General features: G+C 46.1%; 15 protein-coding genes. 7 read left to right on the top strand and 8 right to left on the bottom strand.

All coding sequences use genetic code 11. From position 1 onward, the window contains the following. Positions 1 to 10: 10 nt before the first annotated feature. The 7 genes from DOM22_RS02950 to rfaE2 all read left to right on the top strand — a co-directional run bounded on the left by DOM22_RS02950 (position 11) and on the right by rfaE2 (position 8,138). Positions 11 to 4,027 carry a tail fiber domain-containing protein gene (locus DOM22_RS02950; RefSeq protein WP_142698949.1) on the top strand — a complete coding sequence of 1,339 codons (4,017 nt, stop codon included), beginning with the start codon at positions 11 to 13 and terminating at the stop codon, positions 4,025 to 4,027. A gap of 114 nt (positions 4,028 to 4,141) precedes the next feature. Next, complete coding sequence (locus DOM22_RS02945; protein ID WP_168196536.1) at positions 4,142 to 4,411, top strand: hypothetical protein; 270 nt, start codon at positions 4,142 to 4,144, stop codon at positions 4,409 to 4,411. Positions 4,412 to 4,483: 72 nt separating this feature from the next. Next, a complete protein-coding gene (locus DOM22_RS02940; protein WP_246845828.1) occupies positions 4,484 to 5,167 on the top strand; it encodes a hypothetical protein in 684 nt (227 codons plus the stop codon). Further along, positions 5,124 to 6,068, top strand: a complete 945-nt coding sequence (locus DOM22_RS02935) for a 50S ribosomal protein L11 methyltransferase (protein WP_246845827.1) — start codon at positions 5,124 to 5,126, stop codon at positions 6,066 to 6,068. Before DOM22_RS02940 ends, DOM22_RS02935 begins: the two co-directional genes overlap by 44 nt. An 11-nt stretch (positions 6,069 to 6,079) precedes the next feature. Then, positions 6,080 to 6,841, top strand: a complete 762-nt coding sequence (locus DOM22_RS02930; RefSeq protein ID WP_142698947.1) for a 16S rRNA (uracil(1498)-N(3))-methyltransferase — start codon at positions 6,080 to 6,082, stop codon at positions 6,839 to 6,841. Positions 6,842 to 6,850: 9 nt separating this feature from the next. Beyond that, on the top strand, positions 6,851 to 7,660 hold the full coding sequence (locus tag DOM22_RS02925) for an RDD family protein (protein WP_142698946.1): 810 nt from the start codon (positions 6,851 to 6,853) through the stop codon (positions 7,658 to 7,660). A 7-nt stretch (positions 7,661 to 7,667) separates the two neighbouring features. Continuing rightward, positions 7,668 to 8,138: a D-glycero-beta-D-manno-heptose 1-phosphate adenylyltransferase gene (gene rfaE2, locus DOM22_RS02920; RefSeq protein WP_142698945.1), complete on the top strand. Its 471-nt coding sequence runs from the start codon at positions 7,668 to 7,670 to the stop codon at positions 8,136 to 8,138. On the opposite strand, the gene DOM22_RS02915 is transcribed toward rfaE2, so the two are convergent. The 8 genes from DOM22_RS02915 to DOM22_RS02880 all read right to left on the bottom strand — a co-directional run bounded on the left by DOM22_RS02915 (position 8,135) and on the right by DOM22_RS02880 (position 16,683). Next, on the bottom strand, positions 8,135 to 8,869 hold the full coding sequence (locus DOM22_RS02915) for a hypothetical protein (protein WP_142698944.1): 735 nt from the start codon (positions 8,867 to 8,869) through the stop codon (positions 8,135 to 8,137). The genes rfaE2 and DOM22_RS02915 overlap by 4 nt on opposite strands. Positions 8,870 to 8,909: 40 nt before the next feature. Next, positions 8,910 to 9,968, bottom strand: a complete 1,059-nt coding sequence (locus tag DOM22_RS02910) for a hypothetical protein (protein ID WP_142698943.1) — start codon at positions 9,966 to 9,968, stop codon at positions 8,910 to 8,912. A gap of 482 nt (positions 9,969 to 10,450) precedes the next feature. After that, entirely contained in the window at positions 10,451 to 10,780 is a 330-nt protein-coding gene (locus DOM22_RS02905; protein ID WP_142702084.1) for a YkgJ family cysteine cluster protein, read from the bottom strand. A 177-nt stretch (positions 10,781 to 10,957) separates the two neighbouring features. Further along, positions 10,958 to 12,091 (bottom strand): polysaccharide deacetylase family protein, encoded by a 1,134-nt coding sequence (locus DOM22_RS02900; protein WP_142698942.1) that lies wholly within the window; start codon positions 12,089 to 12,091, stop codon positions 10,958 to 10,960. Further along, on the bottom strand, positions 12,088 to 13,446 hold the full coding sequence (locus DOM22_RS02895) for a hypothetical protein (protein ID WP_142698941.1): 1,359 nt from the start codon (positions 13,444 to 13,446) through the stop codon (positions 12,088 to 12,090). The genes DOM22_RS02900 and DOM22_RS02895 overlap by 4 nt, the downstream gene beginning before the upstream one ends. Positions 13,447 to 13,540: 94 nt before the next feature. After that, positions 13,541 to 14,680: a polysaccharide deacetylase family protein gene (locus tag DOM22_RS02890; protein ID WP_142698940.1), complete on the bottom strand. Its 1,140-nt coding sequence runs from the start codon at positions 14,678 to 14,680 to the stop codon at positions 13,541 to 13,543. Between the two features lie 100 nt (positions 14,681 to 14,780). Next, positions 14,781 to 16,073: an O-antigen ligase gene (locus tag DOM22_RS02885; protein ID WP_246845826.1), complete on the bottom strand. Its 1,293-nt coding sequence runs from the start codon at positions 16,071 to 16,073 to the stop codon at positions 14,781 to 14,783. Positions 16,074 to 16,122: 49 nt separating this feature from the next. After that, complete coding sequence (locus DOM22_RS02880) at positions 16,123 to 16,683, bottom strand: SLBB domain-containing protein (RefSeq protein WP_142698939.1); 561 nt, start codon at positions 16,681 to 16,683, stop codon at positions 16,123 to 16,125. Between the last annotated feature and the right edge of the window lie 34 nt (positions 16,684 to 16,717).

The raw sequence follows: 16,717 nt of genomic DNA, 5'->3' as shown, positions 1-16,717 counted from the left end.
AGATTAAAAGATGATGAAACATGGAACGTATCTTCTGTCATTACTATTGCTTGCGGACTTGGCCATGGCTGTGCCGAATTCGCTTTCGTATCAAGGACGAATCGTTCGACCTGATGGCACCGCATTTGAAGCGGCCAACGTCAGCTTTCTTTTTGAAATCACCAATCCCTCCGGAAATTGCGTTATCTATCGCGAACAAAAATCCGGCGTGAATATGACAAACTCCAATGGTATCTTTGATGTTCCGATTGGAACTGGCAGCAAACTATTCCCAGCCTCCCCGACGAAAACTCTTTTAAGCATTTTTGATAACTCCCAAGATTTGGATTGTGGAGATGCGAGCAATAACGTAGCGAGTTCATATACACCCTCAATAAATCATTCGCGGCTGCTTCGAGTGCAGTTTCATGATGGTACCGGTTGGCAGTTAATCACCCCTGATACGGAAATCCGTTCCGTTCCTTATGCGGCATATGCTTCCGGTGCCGATACAGCCCAATCTTTGAATGGTAAATCTGTCAGTGATTTCATTTTGAAAGCCAGCATTCCTACTTGTGGTGCCAATAGCTTTCTTTCTTGGAATGGTTCGGTGCTCGCATGCACCAGCATTTCCTCTCTGACATTAGTTGGTGATGTGAATGGATCCTCTACAGCAACGTCGGTAGACAAAATTAAAGGCGTCGCGATCGACACGACGGCACCGACAACTGGACAAGTGCTAAAGTTCGACGGCAGTAAATGGGCTCCCGCAACAATCTCTGCTGGCGGAAGTGGCACAGTTACATCTGTCACCGGAACTGCAGGTCAAATCACTGTTTCAAATGGAACTACGACTCCGGTGCTTACCTTGGACAATGTGGGAACTGCCGGAACTTACTATAAAGTAACGACTGATATTCAGGGCCGAGTTACAAGCGGTGTCGCCACTCTTTCTCCCGCAGATATTCCCTCGTTGGATTATTCAAAAATCACGACTGGTGTACCAAACACATTAAGTGGTTACGGGATTACGGATGCAGTTCGCAATCAAGGTGGCACTCCCGGAATAAAATCCGGATTGAATGCTTCCAAATCAGCGGGTACTGCTGGCAATTTATATATCTCGACTGATACCAAAGAAATCTATCGCGATAACGGTACGACATGGGATCTATTGGGCGCCTCTGGTGGAGGCGGTGGTACTTTATCAGGCGTCTCCGCAGGAACGGGTCTTACGGGTGGTGGCAGCTCTGGCACCGTCACAATAAGTGCAGATGTTGGAACAGGCCCCGGTCAAATTGTGCAGTTAGATGGGACTTCAAAACTGCCAGCAGTTGATGGTTCTGCACTGACAAATCTAAATCCTGCAGGACTTTCAGCAGTGGTACCCATCGCCAAAGGTGGCACCGGGCAGTCTTCAGCAACTGCGGGATTCAACGCTTTAAGCCCTCTCAGCTCAAAAGGTGATTTGCTAACTCGTGATAGCTCGAACAATGTTCGGTTGCCAGCGGGAACTGATGGACAAGTTCTTTCTTCGGATAGCTCACAAACAGCGGGCCTTAAATGGATCACACCCAATGCGGGTACTGTGACAAATGTGACGGCGACGGCTCCCCTGTCGGTGGCAACGGGTGGAACAACTCCCGCAATTTCCATTTCATCAGGGTCTGGAAATGCTCAGGTGCTTCGTTGGAATACTACAAACTGGTCAGCATCCTATTTTAACTTTACGGATTTGAAATCGGTCGCGGGTTTAACGCAAATTCCAAATAACTGTACGAACTCACAAACGCTGGTATGGCAAACCTTGACCGATACCTTTGTCTGCGCGGATATCTTAGTCAGCGGAGCAAACTTTTCAAATCAAGCCGCAGGATTGATCTTTGCCGGTCCGACTTCCGGTACAGCAGCGCCTACTTTCCGCGCTCTCGCTTCGACGGATTTACCCAGCGGAACTATTTCGGGACCTGGAACAGCCGGCTACCTTCCTTATTATAATGCGGCCTCAACACTGGCAAATTCGCCGCTTTATACTTCATCTAGTAACGTGGGCTTGGGTACGAGTTCTCCCACTTCAATTCTGCACGTAAGCAATTTGCTCCCAAATGGTGCAGCACCACTGGTCTTGTTAGAAAATACCAACGCCTCAATTTCAGGACTGACCACTTTTGCGGCGACCTCTCCAAATATCGGAGATACCTATAGCAAAACAAACATCATCGTTGGAAAAGCTTATTCAAATTATCAAGCTGGTATCATCGAATACAATTATAACTCATCTGATTCTACTCAACGCCGTTTAAGCCTGGGTCACAAAGGGTACACACCAAATTTTCATATAACTGAACCCGGTAAAGTTGGCATAGGCACAACTTCGCCAACATCTCCACTCACTGTTTTCGGTGGCGCATTGTTCGGAGATAAATCAACTTTCCCCACTGATTTCAATTCAATTGAAACCAATACTTATAGCAATTCACTTTATAACAACACTGCCACTTCAGGCACTTTTGGTTCTTTCGGCAGCTGGATGCGGGTTACACCTGCAGCAAACTCTACGCTGGCTTCTCAAGCAGTATCCGCAGGCCTTTCATTCAATGTGCCAGCGGGTGTAACAGTCAATTCAAGCTCTGATGCTTTGTGGGTCAATGCCGCCCGCAATCGTTATACAGGCAGTACCGACAACGGAACGGTGAACTCTATGAGAGGCATCACCATTACATACGGACACGAAAACGCCATACCAGCAAACACTCCCGTAACCAATACCGCAATTGGGCTGTTAGTTAATCCGTACACAGCGACAGGTACGATCACCGACATGTACGATATCTACTTAGGCAGTCGTGGCACCGGCGCGACAGTCACGAACAGATATGGTATTTACCAAATGGATGCGGCCGCCAAGAATTACTTTAACGGTTACGTTGGGATCGGAACTTCCAGTCCAACGTATCCGTTAACTATCTCAGGAAATGTTTGGGCGAACTCTAGCATCAAATTGCATCGTACGGATGGCACCACTGGACTGGGCGCCGGAATTACCATGAGTACTTCAAACGGAGCGATGGGCGTGGCTTCATCGCAAACACTGATCAACAATCCACTCGGCCAAATTAATTTCAATGGCACCGACCAAACAGGGGCCTACACCAACGCCAATTCAGCTGGTATTCGCGCTTATGCTGCCGAAAACTTCACAAACACCGCTGGTGGAGGACACTTAACCTTCGTAACAGTTCCAAAGTTAAGTCAAACTGAAGCAGAAAGAATGCGCATCACTTCTGAAGGCTTCGTGGGTATCGGCACTACCACTCCGAATGAAGTACTGGAAGTTCGCGGCAACATTATAGTAAATAGCGGATCGAATTTTTCACATCTGCGATTAGGTCAAGAATTGAATGATACGATAGTTGCCGACAACACCGCCGGGAAAACCTATGGAGGTGGCTATTGGTTCCGCGTTCATGATGCTACTCAAGGTTCTCTTTATCGTGATGTGATGTACATGAACGACAATGGACGAATCGGTATTGGCGTGGTTCTTCCCTCTTACACTTTACACGTCAATGGCTCAGTGGCCGGCACTTCAGCCTATAACAACTTATCTGATAGCCGCCTAAAAAAAGAGGTCTACACTATACCCGATGCCCTAGAGAAAATCGAAAACTTGCGTGGCGTCAGCTATCAATGGAATCACAGTGTTCATCCGGAAATTAACTTGAGCGACCGTCGGGAGTTGGGAGTCATCGCCCAAGAAGTCGAAAAGATTTTCCCAGAGGCCGTCAGCGAAGATCACAACACTGGAATTAAATCGGTGGCATACTCGATGTTAATAGGCCCCCTCATTGAGGCCGTAAAAGAGCTTCATGCAAAATGGGCTGCGGATTCACAAGGAATTCACTCTGAATTAGAAAAACAGAATCGCGAAATCGCATCTTTGAAAGAAGAGAATTCTCGATTGAAAAACAACGAGCAATCCCAAGAGTCTCGACTGCGCGCGCTCGAACAGCGCTTGAATGCTTTGGAAAAAGCAGCCGCGAAATAACTCTAGGAAACATCATTAGTTAGACTTGATTTGTCTCAGAATGAGATTGCTTAATGATCCGCTGGAAAACTCCGATAAGTATTTAAGACAGTTCGTTTTTTAAGGAGGTTTGAAATGAAAAAGCTGGTGTTGCTTGCCGTGATGGTGATGGCTTCTGGTTGTTCATTGGAAGCTTCTCTTGAAGACTTGAATGCTGTCATTTCGGCAAAGGCCCCATCTAAAGCTACGGGTCTGGTCTCTGGTTCTACTCAGGACGGTTCAACGGCTTCCGGTTATAAAGTGCAAAGCTCCGTGGGTAACTATCTTTCTGAAATCGAGCAGACAACTGATACGGGTAAATACAAAGTATACTCGTCCATTCAAGGTGCCATCGTTTCTCAATAGCTTCGCTTTGCTGGCAGTTAGTCCAGCTCTCGCAAGCTCATTTAAGTTTCAAAATAAGACGCCCGATAAGCCATGAAGAAACCATGGAAGGGTTCAATTATGTTGCTAGCTTTACTACTCTCTAGCCTGCTTCACACAGCACCTGCTCGCGCAGCCAGTGCTTCACTGACAATCGTTGATGTTCGTCGCAATATCACCTTGGCCAATGATGAAGAGCCTTACAAAGATTTTTACATAGCCGCCGATGCAAGCTCGGGCCTTAAGAAAAACATGGTCGTCACCGCTGTTCGCAAAATCAATGTGCGCGATGCCTCAGGGGCAAATGCTGTTGGCGAAATCCTGGTGCCTGTGGGCCAGCTAAAAATCATCGCTATTTACGACAAAGTTGCTGTGGCTCGTGAATTCACTTTGCTTTCCAGAGATGACCTTCCGATGCTTGAGCAAGTGGGAATTATGACCGGGGATCGTATTGAAACCCGTGGTTCCTTTATTGACAATTCGAAACCTAAAAGAAAAAAAGTAGCTGAAGTCCCTCCCGTTCAATCAGCTACAATGACGACGGTGGCCGTAGCGGTAACCGCTCCTGCTGCCGCGCCTGTCGGCCTAGCGACTGCCCCAGCAGCTCCAGCTGCGAAGGAATTACAGGCTCCTATGGCATTGACTGCACCAGAAAAGGCCCTTGCTCAAGCTCCGGTTAATACAGGGGAAAAGCTTGAAAAAGTGGCGGATTCTGGTAACAACTCAGGGCATGAGTGACAATAAATATTTCCGTGTTCGCCTAAGCCAGGTTCCTGCAGATCTTGAAGACGTTATTACTACACACAGTTTCAGTTGTGGCGCCTCCGGCGTCACTGAAGCTTTGGTCTTCACCCAACCCGATCTTACTTACGATCCGACCCTGGTAAACGTTCCGACTCACGAGTTGGACGTATTCTTCCCACAGAATCCTGATCAAGATTTCTTCAAAGGCCTGACTGAATTCAGCGCCATGATCAAATGGCAAATCTTTGAAGAAGAAAACAAAGACTGGTTAGAAGAGTGGAAAAAAGGATTCGTACCTTTCCGCTTGATCGGTGATTTCTGGGTTGTGCCGTCTTGGTTGACTCCCCCACCTGAATGTAAACATGCGATCTATATCGATCCAGGAATGGCGTTCGGTACTGGTACTCACGCGACAACCCAGATGATGGCTTTCTTCATCAACAAATTGGCAGAAAAACACAAAGCGAATCTGGCTGACTGGGCCTTGCTTGATGTCGGCACGGGTACTGCGATCCTGGCGATGCTTGCACAAATGAGCGGCATGGGCTTGGTAACAGGTATCGAAATCGATCCCGAAGCTCGTCGCGTAGCTCGTGACAATGTGAAATTAAATAAGCTGCCACAAATTGATATTCCGGAAACACAATTGGATGAAATCCGCGGACCTTACGATGTTGTTGTCGCCAACATCATCGATGGCGTTTTGATCAATATCAAAAAAGATCTTTTACGCGTTCTAAAACCGGGCGGGCACATTTTGCTAACAGGTATTTTGGAAGAGCGTGACAACCACTTCTTTGAAAAATTCTTTGAAGGAACAAACCTTGAGGTTGTTCGTCGTCTTGAAAAAGATGAATGGGTTGGTTACTGGGCTAAATCTACAGAAAACGCATAAGGTATCTTTCGATGAGACGCTATTGGATCGAAAAAAAAGATCTGTTCGGTGATCAGGTTAATTTCTCTGGAGATGTGTTTCATCACATCTTCGATGTTTGCCGTCAGGATGTCGGTTCCAAATTCGAAGTTCTTACAGAAGACAGCAAAGCATACTTTGTCGAAGTCACTCAAGTTTCCAAAAAATCCGCGACCGCTCAAGTGATTGAAGAACGGGACATTCCACCTTTGAAAACTCCCCATGTCCATTTAGCTCTTTCTATTTCGCGCTTCCCTGTGATGGATGCGGTGATGGAAAAAGCTGTGGAAATGGGCGTAAAAAGCATCCAGCCTTTTTTCTCTGAATTCAGCTTTGTCCGTTCGGGCGAAAAAATCTCTGATAACAAAACAGAGCGCTGGGATAAAATCGTGAAGTCAGCGACCCAACAATCCGGTCGTGGTGATTTGATGAAAGTTCCAGCCGCCGTGAACTTTGATAAGCTTGCGGGCCTCATTAACCAAAATGACTCTTCCGTGGGTCTATTTGCATATGAAGGCCCATCAACGCTAAGCATTAAAGAATACGTCAGCAAAGTAAAAGCGTCTCACCCTGCCGGTATCACGAACATTTGGATTATCGTGGGCAGCGAAGGCGGCTTTTCCCATTCCGAAGTTCAGAAATTCCAGGACCTAGGCCTTCATCCAGTCACCTTGGGACCCCAGGTTTTGCGAGTCGAAACGGCTTGCATGGCCCTGGTATCAGTCCTAAAGTATGACTTTGATCTGATGGTTTAAGGAGAAGGAATGGATCCTTTCGAAGAGTTTGAATTTAAGCCCCTGACGGATGGTCTAGGTTTCCATAAAAAGAAAGCTGCGGCCGCTAAATTTGAAACGGAAGCTGATTCTTTTTCGGCTTCTCCGTCACCTGCTCTTTTGAAAAACCAGGGTTTGGAATTGATCGAAGAAAATTCGGTTGATCCACTTCGCCCACCACTTCCTCGCAAAAAGTCCAGCCCAGCAACTTCATCTGTTCCTTCTGCTCCAGGTTACCTCACAGAAGTGGGCGGCGAAGCAAATCCTTCAAGCTCGACAGCGGCGGTTGATGAGATTCTTAAAACTCTTCAAAAAAATCGCCGTTTGGAATTTGATGAGAAATCAAAAACCAAGATCATTGCGCAAACTAAAGAAGAATACAAATCGACTGTTTTCAGTTTTTCTGCAGGTCTATTGGATGGAATGCTTGTTATGGCAGCCAGCCTTCTGTGCCTGATTTTGTTGGTGTCTATCGCAAGAATTGATCTTGTGGCAAACTTGACTCAACCGGATGAGAACTACTTCGTTTACCTGGCGATCGTATCCATCTTTGCTTGTGTGTCTTTCGTTTATCTTTCTTTGAATCGCATCTTTATGGGTGCAACTCCGGGTGAATGGGCTTTCGATCAACGTGTAGGTACGCCAGCTGATCTTGCATCTGGTATGTTCTGCCTTAAAGTTGCTGCTCGCAGCGCTTTGGTGATCGCTACGGGTTTCATTGTATTCCCGATTTTGTCCGCTCTGATGAATAAAGACTACGCCGGTCAAATCACTGGCGCTCGTCTGCTTAAGAAAGTATAGGTTCCCCATGGGCCAAGTTCGCAAGTTCGATGATATCGCTGAAGCCTTGGCTCCGCTTCGTTCCGAAGGTAAAAAAATCGTATTCACAAATGGCTGTTTCGATCTTCTGCATGTGGGACATGTTCGCTACTTGCAGGAAGCTCGTTCATTGGGTGACGTGTTGGTTGTAGGAGTAAACTCCGACGCCAGCGTAAAACGCCTTAAAGGCCCGACTCGTCCTGTACAAATTGAAAACGATCGTGCAGAAATCCTGGCAGCTTTGGGTTGCGTGGGTTTTTCCGTGATCTTTACTGAAGACACTCCAGAAAATCTGATCAAAAAAGTAAAACCCGACATCTTGGTTAAAGGTGGCGACTGGAAAATCGAACAAATCGTTGGTGGAACTTTCGTTACAAGCTATGGCGGTCAGGTGATGTCTTTGCAGTTCATCGATGGCAAATCCACGACGAAACTGATCGAAAAAGCGCAACAGAATTAGAATCTGTAGCCTAATTTTCCGCTGTAAACTGAATCAGTATAACGGTCGACTTCCAAAGCAATAAAGGCTTTGGATATTTCCACATTTACGCCAAAGAAGGTGTGATCTTCAGAGATATTTTGAGATTCGGTATCTCCCGAAGCCGTGATACCCCCGGAACCACCAATGAAGGTTCCTTGTGCACGAATACGTCCCCAGCCGAAATACAAAGCGACGTTTTCCATGTTCACAGTCCCTATTAAATCCCACCCAATTGTTGAGATATTCACCAGGTTTTGAATATTGGCTCCGCCCGCGTATAAAAGGGCTGAAAAAGAAATCGGGAAAAAGGGCGCTTCATAAAATCCCCAACGGAATTGGCCGCCGAAGTTTTGCATCTCTTCATTCTGAATGGATGGAGAGAAATACACGAAGGTATCAATGTTATAAAAAAGGCCTTTTCCCAAACTCAAAGTGGAATAGGAAAGCTCCCCTTTATCTTCCGTACCCGAGCCCATGCTGGCTAAATCGCCCACAGGAATAAACTGAGTCGCAAGACCAATCTCAACCCCAGAATACCCGCCCAATGGATATGGATCGCCTAGGATTTTGGCGGCTGAACCATAGCCCAAAATCTCTAGCATACGGATTTGATCTGGCGTGGAAAGATTGCGGGGAAGATCGGTCATCGCATGCGCTTGCGCACAGATAAGTGTGAATAAGAAAATTAAAAAGCGATGACCCAGTTTCATGGAACTATTGTCATCGCAAATGCCTTAGGCTGTCCAGCTCTTATAGAGTTGCAACACCGGATTGAATTTGACTCAAAGCAGTTCCCGCCAAAGAAGCGATCTCTGAGTTAGTGCTACCTTGAAGTTCTTTAAAGATCGCCACGAATTGAGTGTAGTTTTTCAGTGAATTTTCAAATGCGTCACCACGTGAACGGTTCCCTTGGCTGGAAACTGTTCCTTCTTTTGCTGAATTATATCCCTTAACAACAACTTCTGCTGCCAAAGAAACTACTTCTTCGTCCGAGCTTTTTAGTGAAGAAGCTAAAGCGCTTAGGCGACCTGCGTTCGCAAAGCCCAACAAGTAAGCCATTGCCTTCGTTTGGTTTTCAGCCGTATAGGATTTGTAACCAGATGCCACCGTATTAAAAGCCGTGGAACTATAGAATGAGCTAGCTGCTGACAAACCCAAAGCTTGAGTTTCAGCGTTGCTGTTTTGCAAAAGCTCTTTCACGATCCCGTAGAACTCAGCATCGTTAAGCTCTTTATCCATATAAGCCACAACCATTTTATTCACGTTTTCTTTAGTCGGTTGACCCAATACCAGATTGCGCCATTGAGCCGCCGTCATGGAGTCTTTATCTGTGCCCGCTTTTTTTCCATCATTTGCTGCCGCACCAGCACCTGTTGCTACAGATCCACCAGCGCCGTTACCTGTGGAGATATCATCCGCGCCAGCTTTGAATGCGGGGTTGCCATCAACAACTCGAACTGAAACTTCTGGTTTCTTATCTTGGTCTTTTTTATCTTCAGCTTTTTTCTGAGCGGTTTTAGTAGTTACTGCGGCGGCTGCTTTAGTTTTATCTTCCGTGTTTGGAGTAGTTTTAGCAGCTTCTGTCGGCTTCTTGTTACCAAATGGATTTACGTAGCTGCGAGAAACCTCGCGGCCGCCCAGATCGAAGAGAGCTGCCAAAATTGATTTGGGACGAATCATCTCGAAGCTTAATTCTGAGTTCTGAAGTGCCCTTTGGACAGGTGCTTTAAACAGATTGCCAACACCACCAATCAAAACGATTGCTACGGCTATGATTGCAATTTCTAGTTTATTATCTTTAAGGCTCATAAAAAGCCCTCCTGTCTTACTGTTCTAAGAGCAGGCCTTATGCCACTTGGGGAACCCCTATATTCGTTTAAAAGTTGGTCAATTTGAGACAGTGCCGGCCTTAGGCTTTCCGCTGTCTAAACTTTTTACGTTTTCCCTCTGACGGGGCTCTCGGGCATAGCTGGCAATTCCGCACCCGCCTGTGTCCTACCCTCACTCCGTCGACACGCCATCCGGGCTCACCGTCGCCCGCCTTTGGCGGGTTCGCGCATCCTGCGCCGACGGAGGTCGACGGCGTGAGGGCATGCCTCAGTCGTGCCCGAACCTCCCAGCTATGAACGAGTGTTTCGTAGAGGGAAAAGTATGGCGTTTTGTCAGCTTGTACTTAAGGTGTCTCATTCTGAAATTGTCGAATTTTGAATGAATACAGGGGCCGCACAATTGGGGTTTGCTTCTCTTTTTCCAGTTGGAGAAATGGGGTTCAATGTGAATTCTGGGTTGGGTTATTTGGATTTTGGGCCTACGGGGCAGTAGCCTGGACGGGGGCCTATTTTTGGGAATTCTCGGCAGGTGTCTGGGCGTTTTTCGTAGACTGTGCAGAGGCGCGTGATTGGGTGTAAATAGAGGCAGTCTCCGTTGGGGCGGGAGCTTAGCATGAAGAATTCGGTGCCGCTTCTGTAGGAGATAATTATTTTTTCTTTGATCAGGCGTTTCGAAAGTTTTTTTACGCCAGCCGCAGCCTCGTCTTCGTCAGTGACGCCAAGACGGATTAAGTCAGACAGTTTAATTTCCACAGGCATAGTACAACAATGCCCATGGCACCCATTGCACATTCCATCAGAATATTTCCGCCAAGTAGACGGTCTGTCTTTATCCGTTTTCAAACTGCATCCACCCAAACAAGCTCAGCTTCCTAGGCGCCTAATATTGATTTTAACAAGGCGCCAGGAGGAAGGCGTACTACCAGTACGCCGACGACGCAGCAACGCAGCTTAAAATCAATAGTAGGCCTAGGGTAAGGGCTTCTTGACTAGCTTGCTGTTATACCGCGCAGTTGCGTCCGTGGGTTGGAGTAATACAACACTGAAGCCTCGGTTGTAAAGCTCGGCTAATAGTTGCGGTAGGACCTCTGCAGTTCTTCTATGGATGTCGTGCATGAGGAGGATGCCTTTACCTTTTTTGTCGATGGTTTCTAGAGTATGTCTCAGAAGTTCTTCGTTGGTTTGGGCTTTCCAGTCTTCGCTGTCGATGTTCCAGTTAAACTCTGCGACTGAATTCTGATTTAGGAAGTTGCGCAGCTCTGGGTCGACTTCTCCGTAAGGAAAACGAAAGAAGGGTTCGACGAAGCCCAACGTATCGAATGCTGCCTGATGGCCACCTTTGATTTCTGCGACGGCTTCGGTAAAGGACAGGGCCTTATACATCAAACGCTCGCAGGTCGGTGTATTTGCCAGGCAGGAATGAGTCATGGAGTGAGTTCCCACAGCGTGACCATCAGCTGCTACGGCTTTTGTGACATCGAAATTCTGGCGGATGTTTTTTCCAAGTTGAAAAAAATGCGCCTTGGCGTTGACCTCTTTTAAGGATCTTAAAACCGACGGAGTGTAAATTGCGCTGGGGCCGTCATCGAAAGTGATCACGATTTCTTTTGGTCCAACATCCCCCGCTCTGGCGTAATATCCTTTAGAAACATCACGGTATTGAACGTTTTCGGGAAACTGAAAGTTATTTCCGGAAGGCTGCTGGCTCAAGGCATTCACGCGGATTTTCAAAGTCGCGCGTTCGGCGGCATAATGTCTTTCTAGCTGAGCCAGTAAATCTTTACGACAGGGCATTACCAGCGGCTTGTTGAATTCATTGCGAATTTCATTCTCAAAGATCGTTAGCGACAAACCATCCAGATCTTTAAGCTTACTGCAAATCTGAGAACTTAGTTTTTCCTGCTCATCCAGATTCTTCGCTTCTTGACGCCACTGAACAAACAAGTTTTCAGGATTAGAAGGAGATGCCGACCATTCCGCCAACGAAGTGGCATTTCTATTTACCTGAATTGTATTTTGAATCTGTTGACCAACACCATTCCCGCAAGATGACAAAAGAAAAGTAGCTGCCACATAAGTAAAAGATTTTTTCACTGAACTCATATCACATTCACCGTCTCGTCCTTGTCGGGCTGTTTAAGATTCAATTTAATTTTAGAATTTTCAATGATCACTCGCGGATCCAGTGAATGGCCATCCCACACCACTAAGTTGCGAGTGGCTTCAGCTGTGACCACATTTGGATTCCATAGATAACGGAAATAGATAATCAACGAGCCCACGAACTGACTGATAAGAATACTTAGCAACGCCAGCGCCACCAACCCAATTTGCGGAACCGTGGTTTCCCAGCGAGCGGACTCAAGAATATCAAAGCGTCGCCCAATGGAAAGCTTCAATGATTCCAATTTAGCCAACGCCGAGCTGACTTCTTTATAGCGATTAAACTCGAGTTCAGATTTCTTTTTCAAATCTTCGGCCATTTGCGCCTGGAACGGAAGCTCGCGGGATTCCGCTTTTAGACTTTCAATGGAAGCTTGAACCTGCGACAGTTGGTCCTTCAAAATATCGTTTTGATTTTTCAGATTCTCGATCTGCCCACCCACTCCATACATAGAGTTATCCGCTCCCGGAGTGCGATCCTTGTTCAGATAAGAAATCATTTTGGAATTCTGACTGATTTTAAGTTTCAATTCGTTCGAGCGCACCAAAAGTTCGCTGACGTAATCTCCGATTTTATCCTTAGAACCCAATGGCAGCATGCTCTTGTCGCGATTCTGCAGCTCTGCCAGTTCCTTACCGATGGTCACCAATTTTTCATCAGCATCTTTCTTCTGCTCGGCCATGAATTTTTCAACGCGACCGATTTCATCAAGCTCACGCTGTCTTAAAAGCGCATCCGCAGTCTGCACAACCGTATTCACAAGGAATAAAGACATCGCACGATCTGGAGTGGCAGCGACGATTTTGATTTCAAAATCAGAATCCAACTGCGCCTTTGTCCAACGATCGAGTTTTTGCAAAACTGCTATTTTGTTTTCAGGAGCACTATCAATTTCCGCTAAATACTTATCGCGGAATGTTTCAAAACCTTTGCGTTCCTCCAGAGAAATCTGTCCGGATTCACCACGTTCTGGAATTTTCGCCAAGACAGCTTCAAAGAATTCGCGCGTTTTTAAATACTCGATATGTTTGGAAAGAAGACTGCTGCCTTTTTTTGATTCTTGCAGAGATTTGTTCAAACCAAAGAACTGTGTGGAAAAGGCTTGGACTGCAGAATTTTGGGAGTCATTAAAGATAATGGAGGTCGTCGCCACGTAGGGAATTTTGACGACGTAAACGATCACGCTAAGCGTGAAGAGGACCGCAGTAAAAACCGCGAACATCCGCCAGTGTGACAAATATAATTTTAAGATTTCGCCAACGCTGAGTTCTGGCTCTAAATGTGGATCGTTCATAACCCCAAAATCCCCCGACGTAATAGTTTTGCCACCCTTTCACAAGGATGGCCTGTGTCTATTATGTAATGAGGATTAAGATCCTGAAATTTCCTTACGGAGCAGGATTGACTGGGACTGTCATTGCTTTCTTAGGCTTCAAAAGAACAATTTTGTAACCGCCGCTATAAAGCTGGCTCAAAATTTCTGGAAGTGCTTCCGCAGTTCTTTGATGAATATCGTGGAAAAGGATAATGCCTTTGCCTGCCGCTTTCACTTGGTTCATCGTATTTTTAATCAAATTCGATGGAGTCTGTGATTTCCAGTCATTGGAATCGATTCTCCAATAGAAGTTACCGATGCCTTTGTTATTCAAATAAGCCGTTAAAGATTTATCGTACTCCCCATATGGGAATCTAAAGAATGGATCGACCCAACCAAGAGTGTTTTTAATCGCATTCATACTGCCCGCGATTTCTTCTGTGGCTTGTTTAAACGACAGCGCCTTACCACCATTGTTTTTTGCACAGATCGTTTTATTCGCAAGACATCTATGAGACATCGAGTGACCACCAATGGAGTGGCCGTCAGCTGCAACCATTTTCACGATGTTTGGATTCGCATTCACGTTCTTACCCAAGTGGAAGAAAATAGCCTTCGCATTCATTTGCTTCAAAGTTTTCAAAATAATCTGCGTATATTTTTCAGAAGGACCGTCGTCAAACGTCAAAATAACTTCGCCTGGAGCCACATCCGCATTAACGGCATAGTAACCATTCGACATATCCCGAATCTGAACATTGTCTGGGAATTTTCGAGGAGTTACGGGACGATAGTCTCTGGGTGTCGTCTGATCACCAAAGAAGTTTTCCAGGTTCATAGTCAAATTATCGCGATCATCTTCATAAAACTTTTGAACTTTTGCCAAAAGATCAGCTTTACAGCCTTTAAGCATTTCCGCATTTTCCGCGCGCTCAATCTCCGGTGCCATCAATGAAAGAGTTGGGCCATCGGCCTCAAGTAAAGCCTGACAGACTTCTTCCGCCTTAAGTGATTTAGCTTTGATTTCAGATTGCCATTTTTCAAAAACACGATCGGGATGATTTTCAGAACCTTCCCATGCTGCTATTGAAACTGCAGCCTGGTTATCACTCAAAGACAATTGTAGATCCTGTTTAGCAACATCAAAACCGCTATTACAAGCAGTCAAAGACAGCATACCCGCAGTCACAACTAATACGATTCCTGATTTCATTTCGCATCCTTTTTAGAAAGGGACTTCATCGCTCGAGAGTGGAGCATTTTTTGTACCGACCTCAGGTGCAAGTCAAGACGGAATCACGCGGAATGGCCGTCTAAGACTTAGACAGTAGCCCCAGTTCGGCACTTATGGTTTCCTTTGTAGAACTTGCCGAGCGAATTCGCACCTCTTCAAAAACGGCCGCAGCAACGAAGCCAAAGACCATCCAGTAAAGGCGATCCGCCATACCACCAATAGACAAGTGAATATGATAAATCACTAAAATTGGTATATGGGCGAGCAAATAAATAGAGATCTGGCGTTTCGCGATGCTAAATGATTTCAATGCCTTTAGCGCGCCGATCGTCATGAAACCGAGCGCTATCGCTGCCAGTATCAACAGAGGCCATCCTCCCACAACACCTGCCGAGACAAAAATGTTGTGCGGATCTTTAAAAGAATTGTAGTTCGAAACGTCCACATCATTTCCGGAAGCAAACTTAGACATCAAACCATGGCCTAACCACGGTTCCTGTTTAAAGATTTCACTGCCACGCTCGACTTCTTCCATTCGCGAGGCAATTCCATCCTGTGCCTGTCGACCACCCAGCGAAGAGTGTCCCGTTGCGATGTCATGGGCGAGCTCGTAACTTTGCATACCAAAGAACAGCGTAAAGGTTGTGAGAAATGAAACCACACCGAATTTAAACATGCGACCCTTAGTCGTTCTTGTTTCGTGTAAAATCAGGGTCAGTAAAAACGCAAACATCGCCGCTGCCGCCGAAGAACGTGTTCCCGTTAATATGATCGCGATGAAGCTCACAAATAAAATCAGCGAATTCCAAATCTTATGTTTCAGTTTATGCTCAAGCAGAAAAGTACCTAATGAAAAAACAAAAGCGGTTGTTGCACAGGTGACCATGTGAGGGATGTGTTTAAAGACCCCAATAAAGCGGCCACCTTTAAATGTAGACCCCGGATGCAGAACCAGAACCACCAGCGAGAGTAAAACTAAAGCCCCCGTCCAGCGCTGCACAAACCTTAGAAAGTCTTGAGCATTCCACAAACTCGGAATGATCAAACCATAAATGCCCACCATGAAAAGCGAAACCAGCATCGCCCCGATCTGCATGATCGCGGATTCATCGGGATTAACGTAATAAACCTGCAGCAAAGTCTGCACCGCCAAAACAATCATTAAAAAGAAAACAAATAACTTATAGAAGCCACTAAGGTGCTGGCGAGCGCGAACTCGCAGCCACAAAAGAACTAACGGCCCCCCAAACAGAAACGTCAAAAGGACATTGATATAAGGATGCATCCCCTGCTGAAAAATTAAATACGGAACTTCCCGCGGAATAGGGAGTATTCCGCCTAACGAAACCTTGCAAAGAAACGTCAACGCCACCAAGCATTTTATCAAAAATAAAATACGCGCGTCCTTTGCGTGAACCATGTTAGTGAGCCCCGTTATGTCCCGAATTTTTGTCAATCAGCAGTGCCGTCAAGGCAATTCCCAAAACTAAAGAGACAACTGTGATAGTACGAGTGGCATCGCTACTGACCATATATGATTTGGAAGGAACATAAATGAAATCATCCTGAGCGAGCTTTAATTGTTTGGCTCCCCCGTATTTGATGACTTTTTCAGCATCGACTTCGTAGGCACCTTGATATTCACTGACGGCTTTAGATTTAATTTCTGCCCAAGATTTTGGTTCCAGTTTTCTTACCGTAATTTCAGACATATCTCCAGTGCTACCAGCGCCGCCTGCCAGAGTGATCAGCTTCAACAAATCCGTGGATGGAGGAACATAGTAAATCCCGGGTCTAGTGACGGCCCCCAAAAGCTGCACACTGATCAACGACTCTTTAGGTGATGAGCGGAAAATATATTCAGAGGCCTGCTGAGGTTGTTTGATATCACTGCCTAACGAATCCGGTGATTGCGCAAATGCAACGGAATTGAGAGTGAAAACCAGAGCAATGACATATCGGGAACACTTAGAAACAAACATCTACAACCTCCACACTGGACCTAAATCGAGAGCC

It is taken from the genome of Bdellovibrio sp. ZAP7 (assembly GCF_006874645.1).
Classification (GTDB): domain Bacteria; phylum Bdellovibrionota; class Bdellovibrionia; order Bdellovibrionales; family Bdellovibrionaceae; genus Bdellovibrio.
This window is presented reverse-complemented; position numbering and strand designations above follow the sequence as displayed.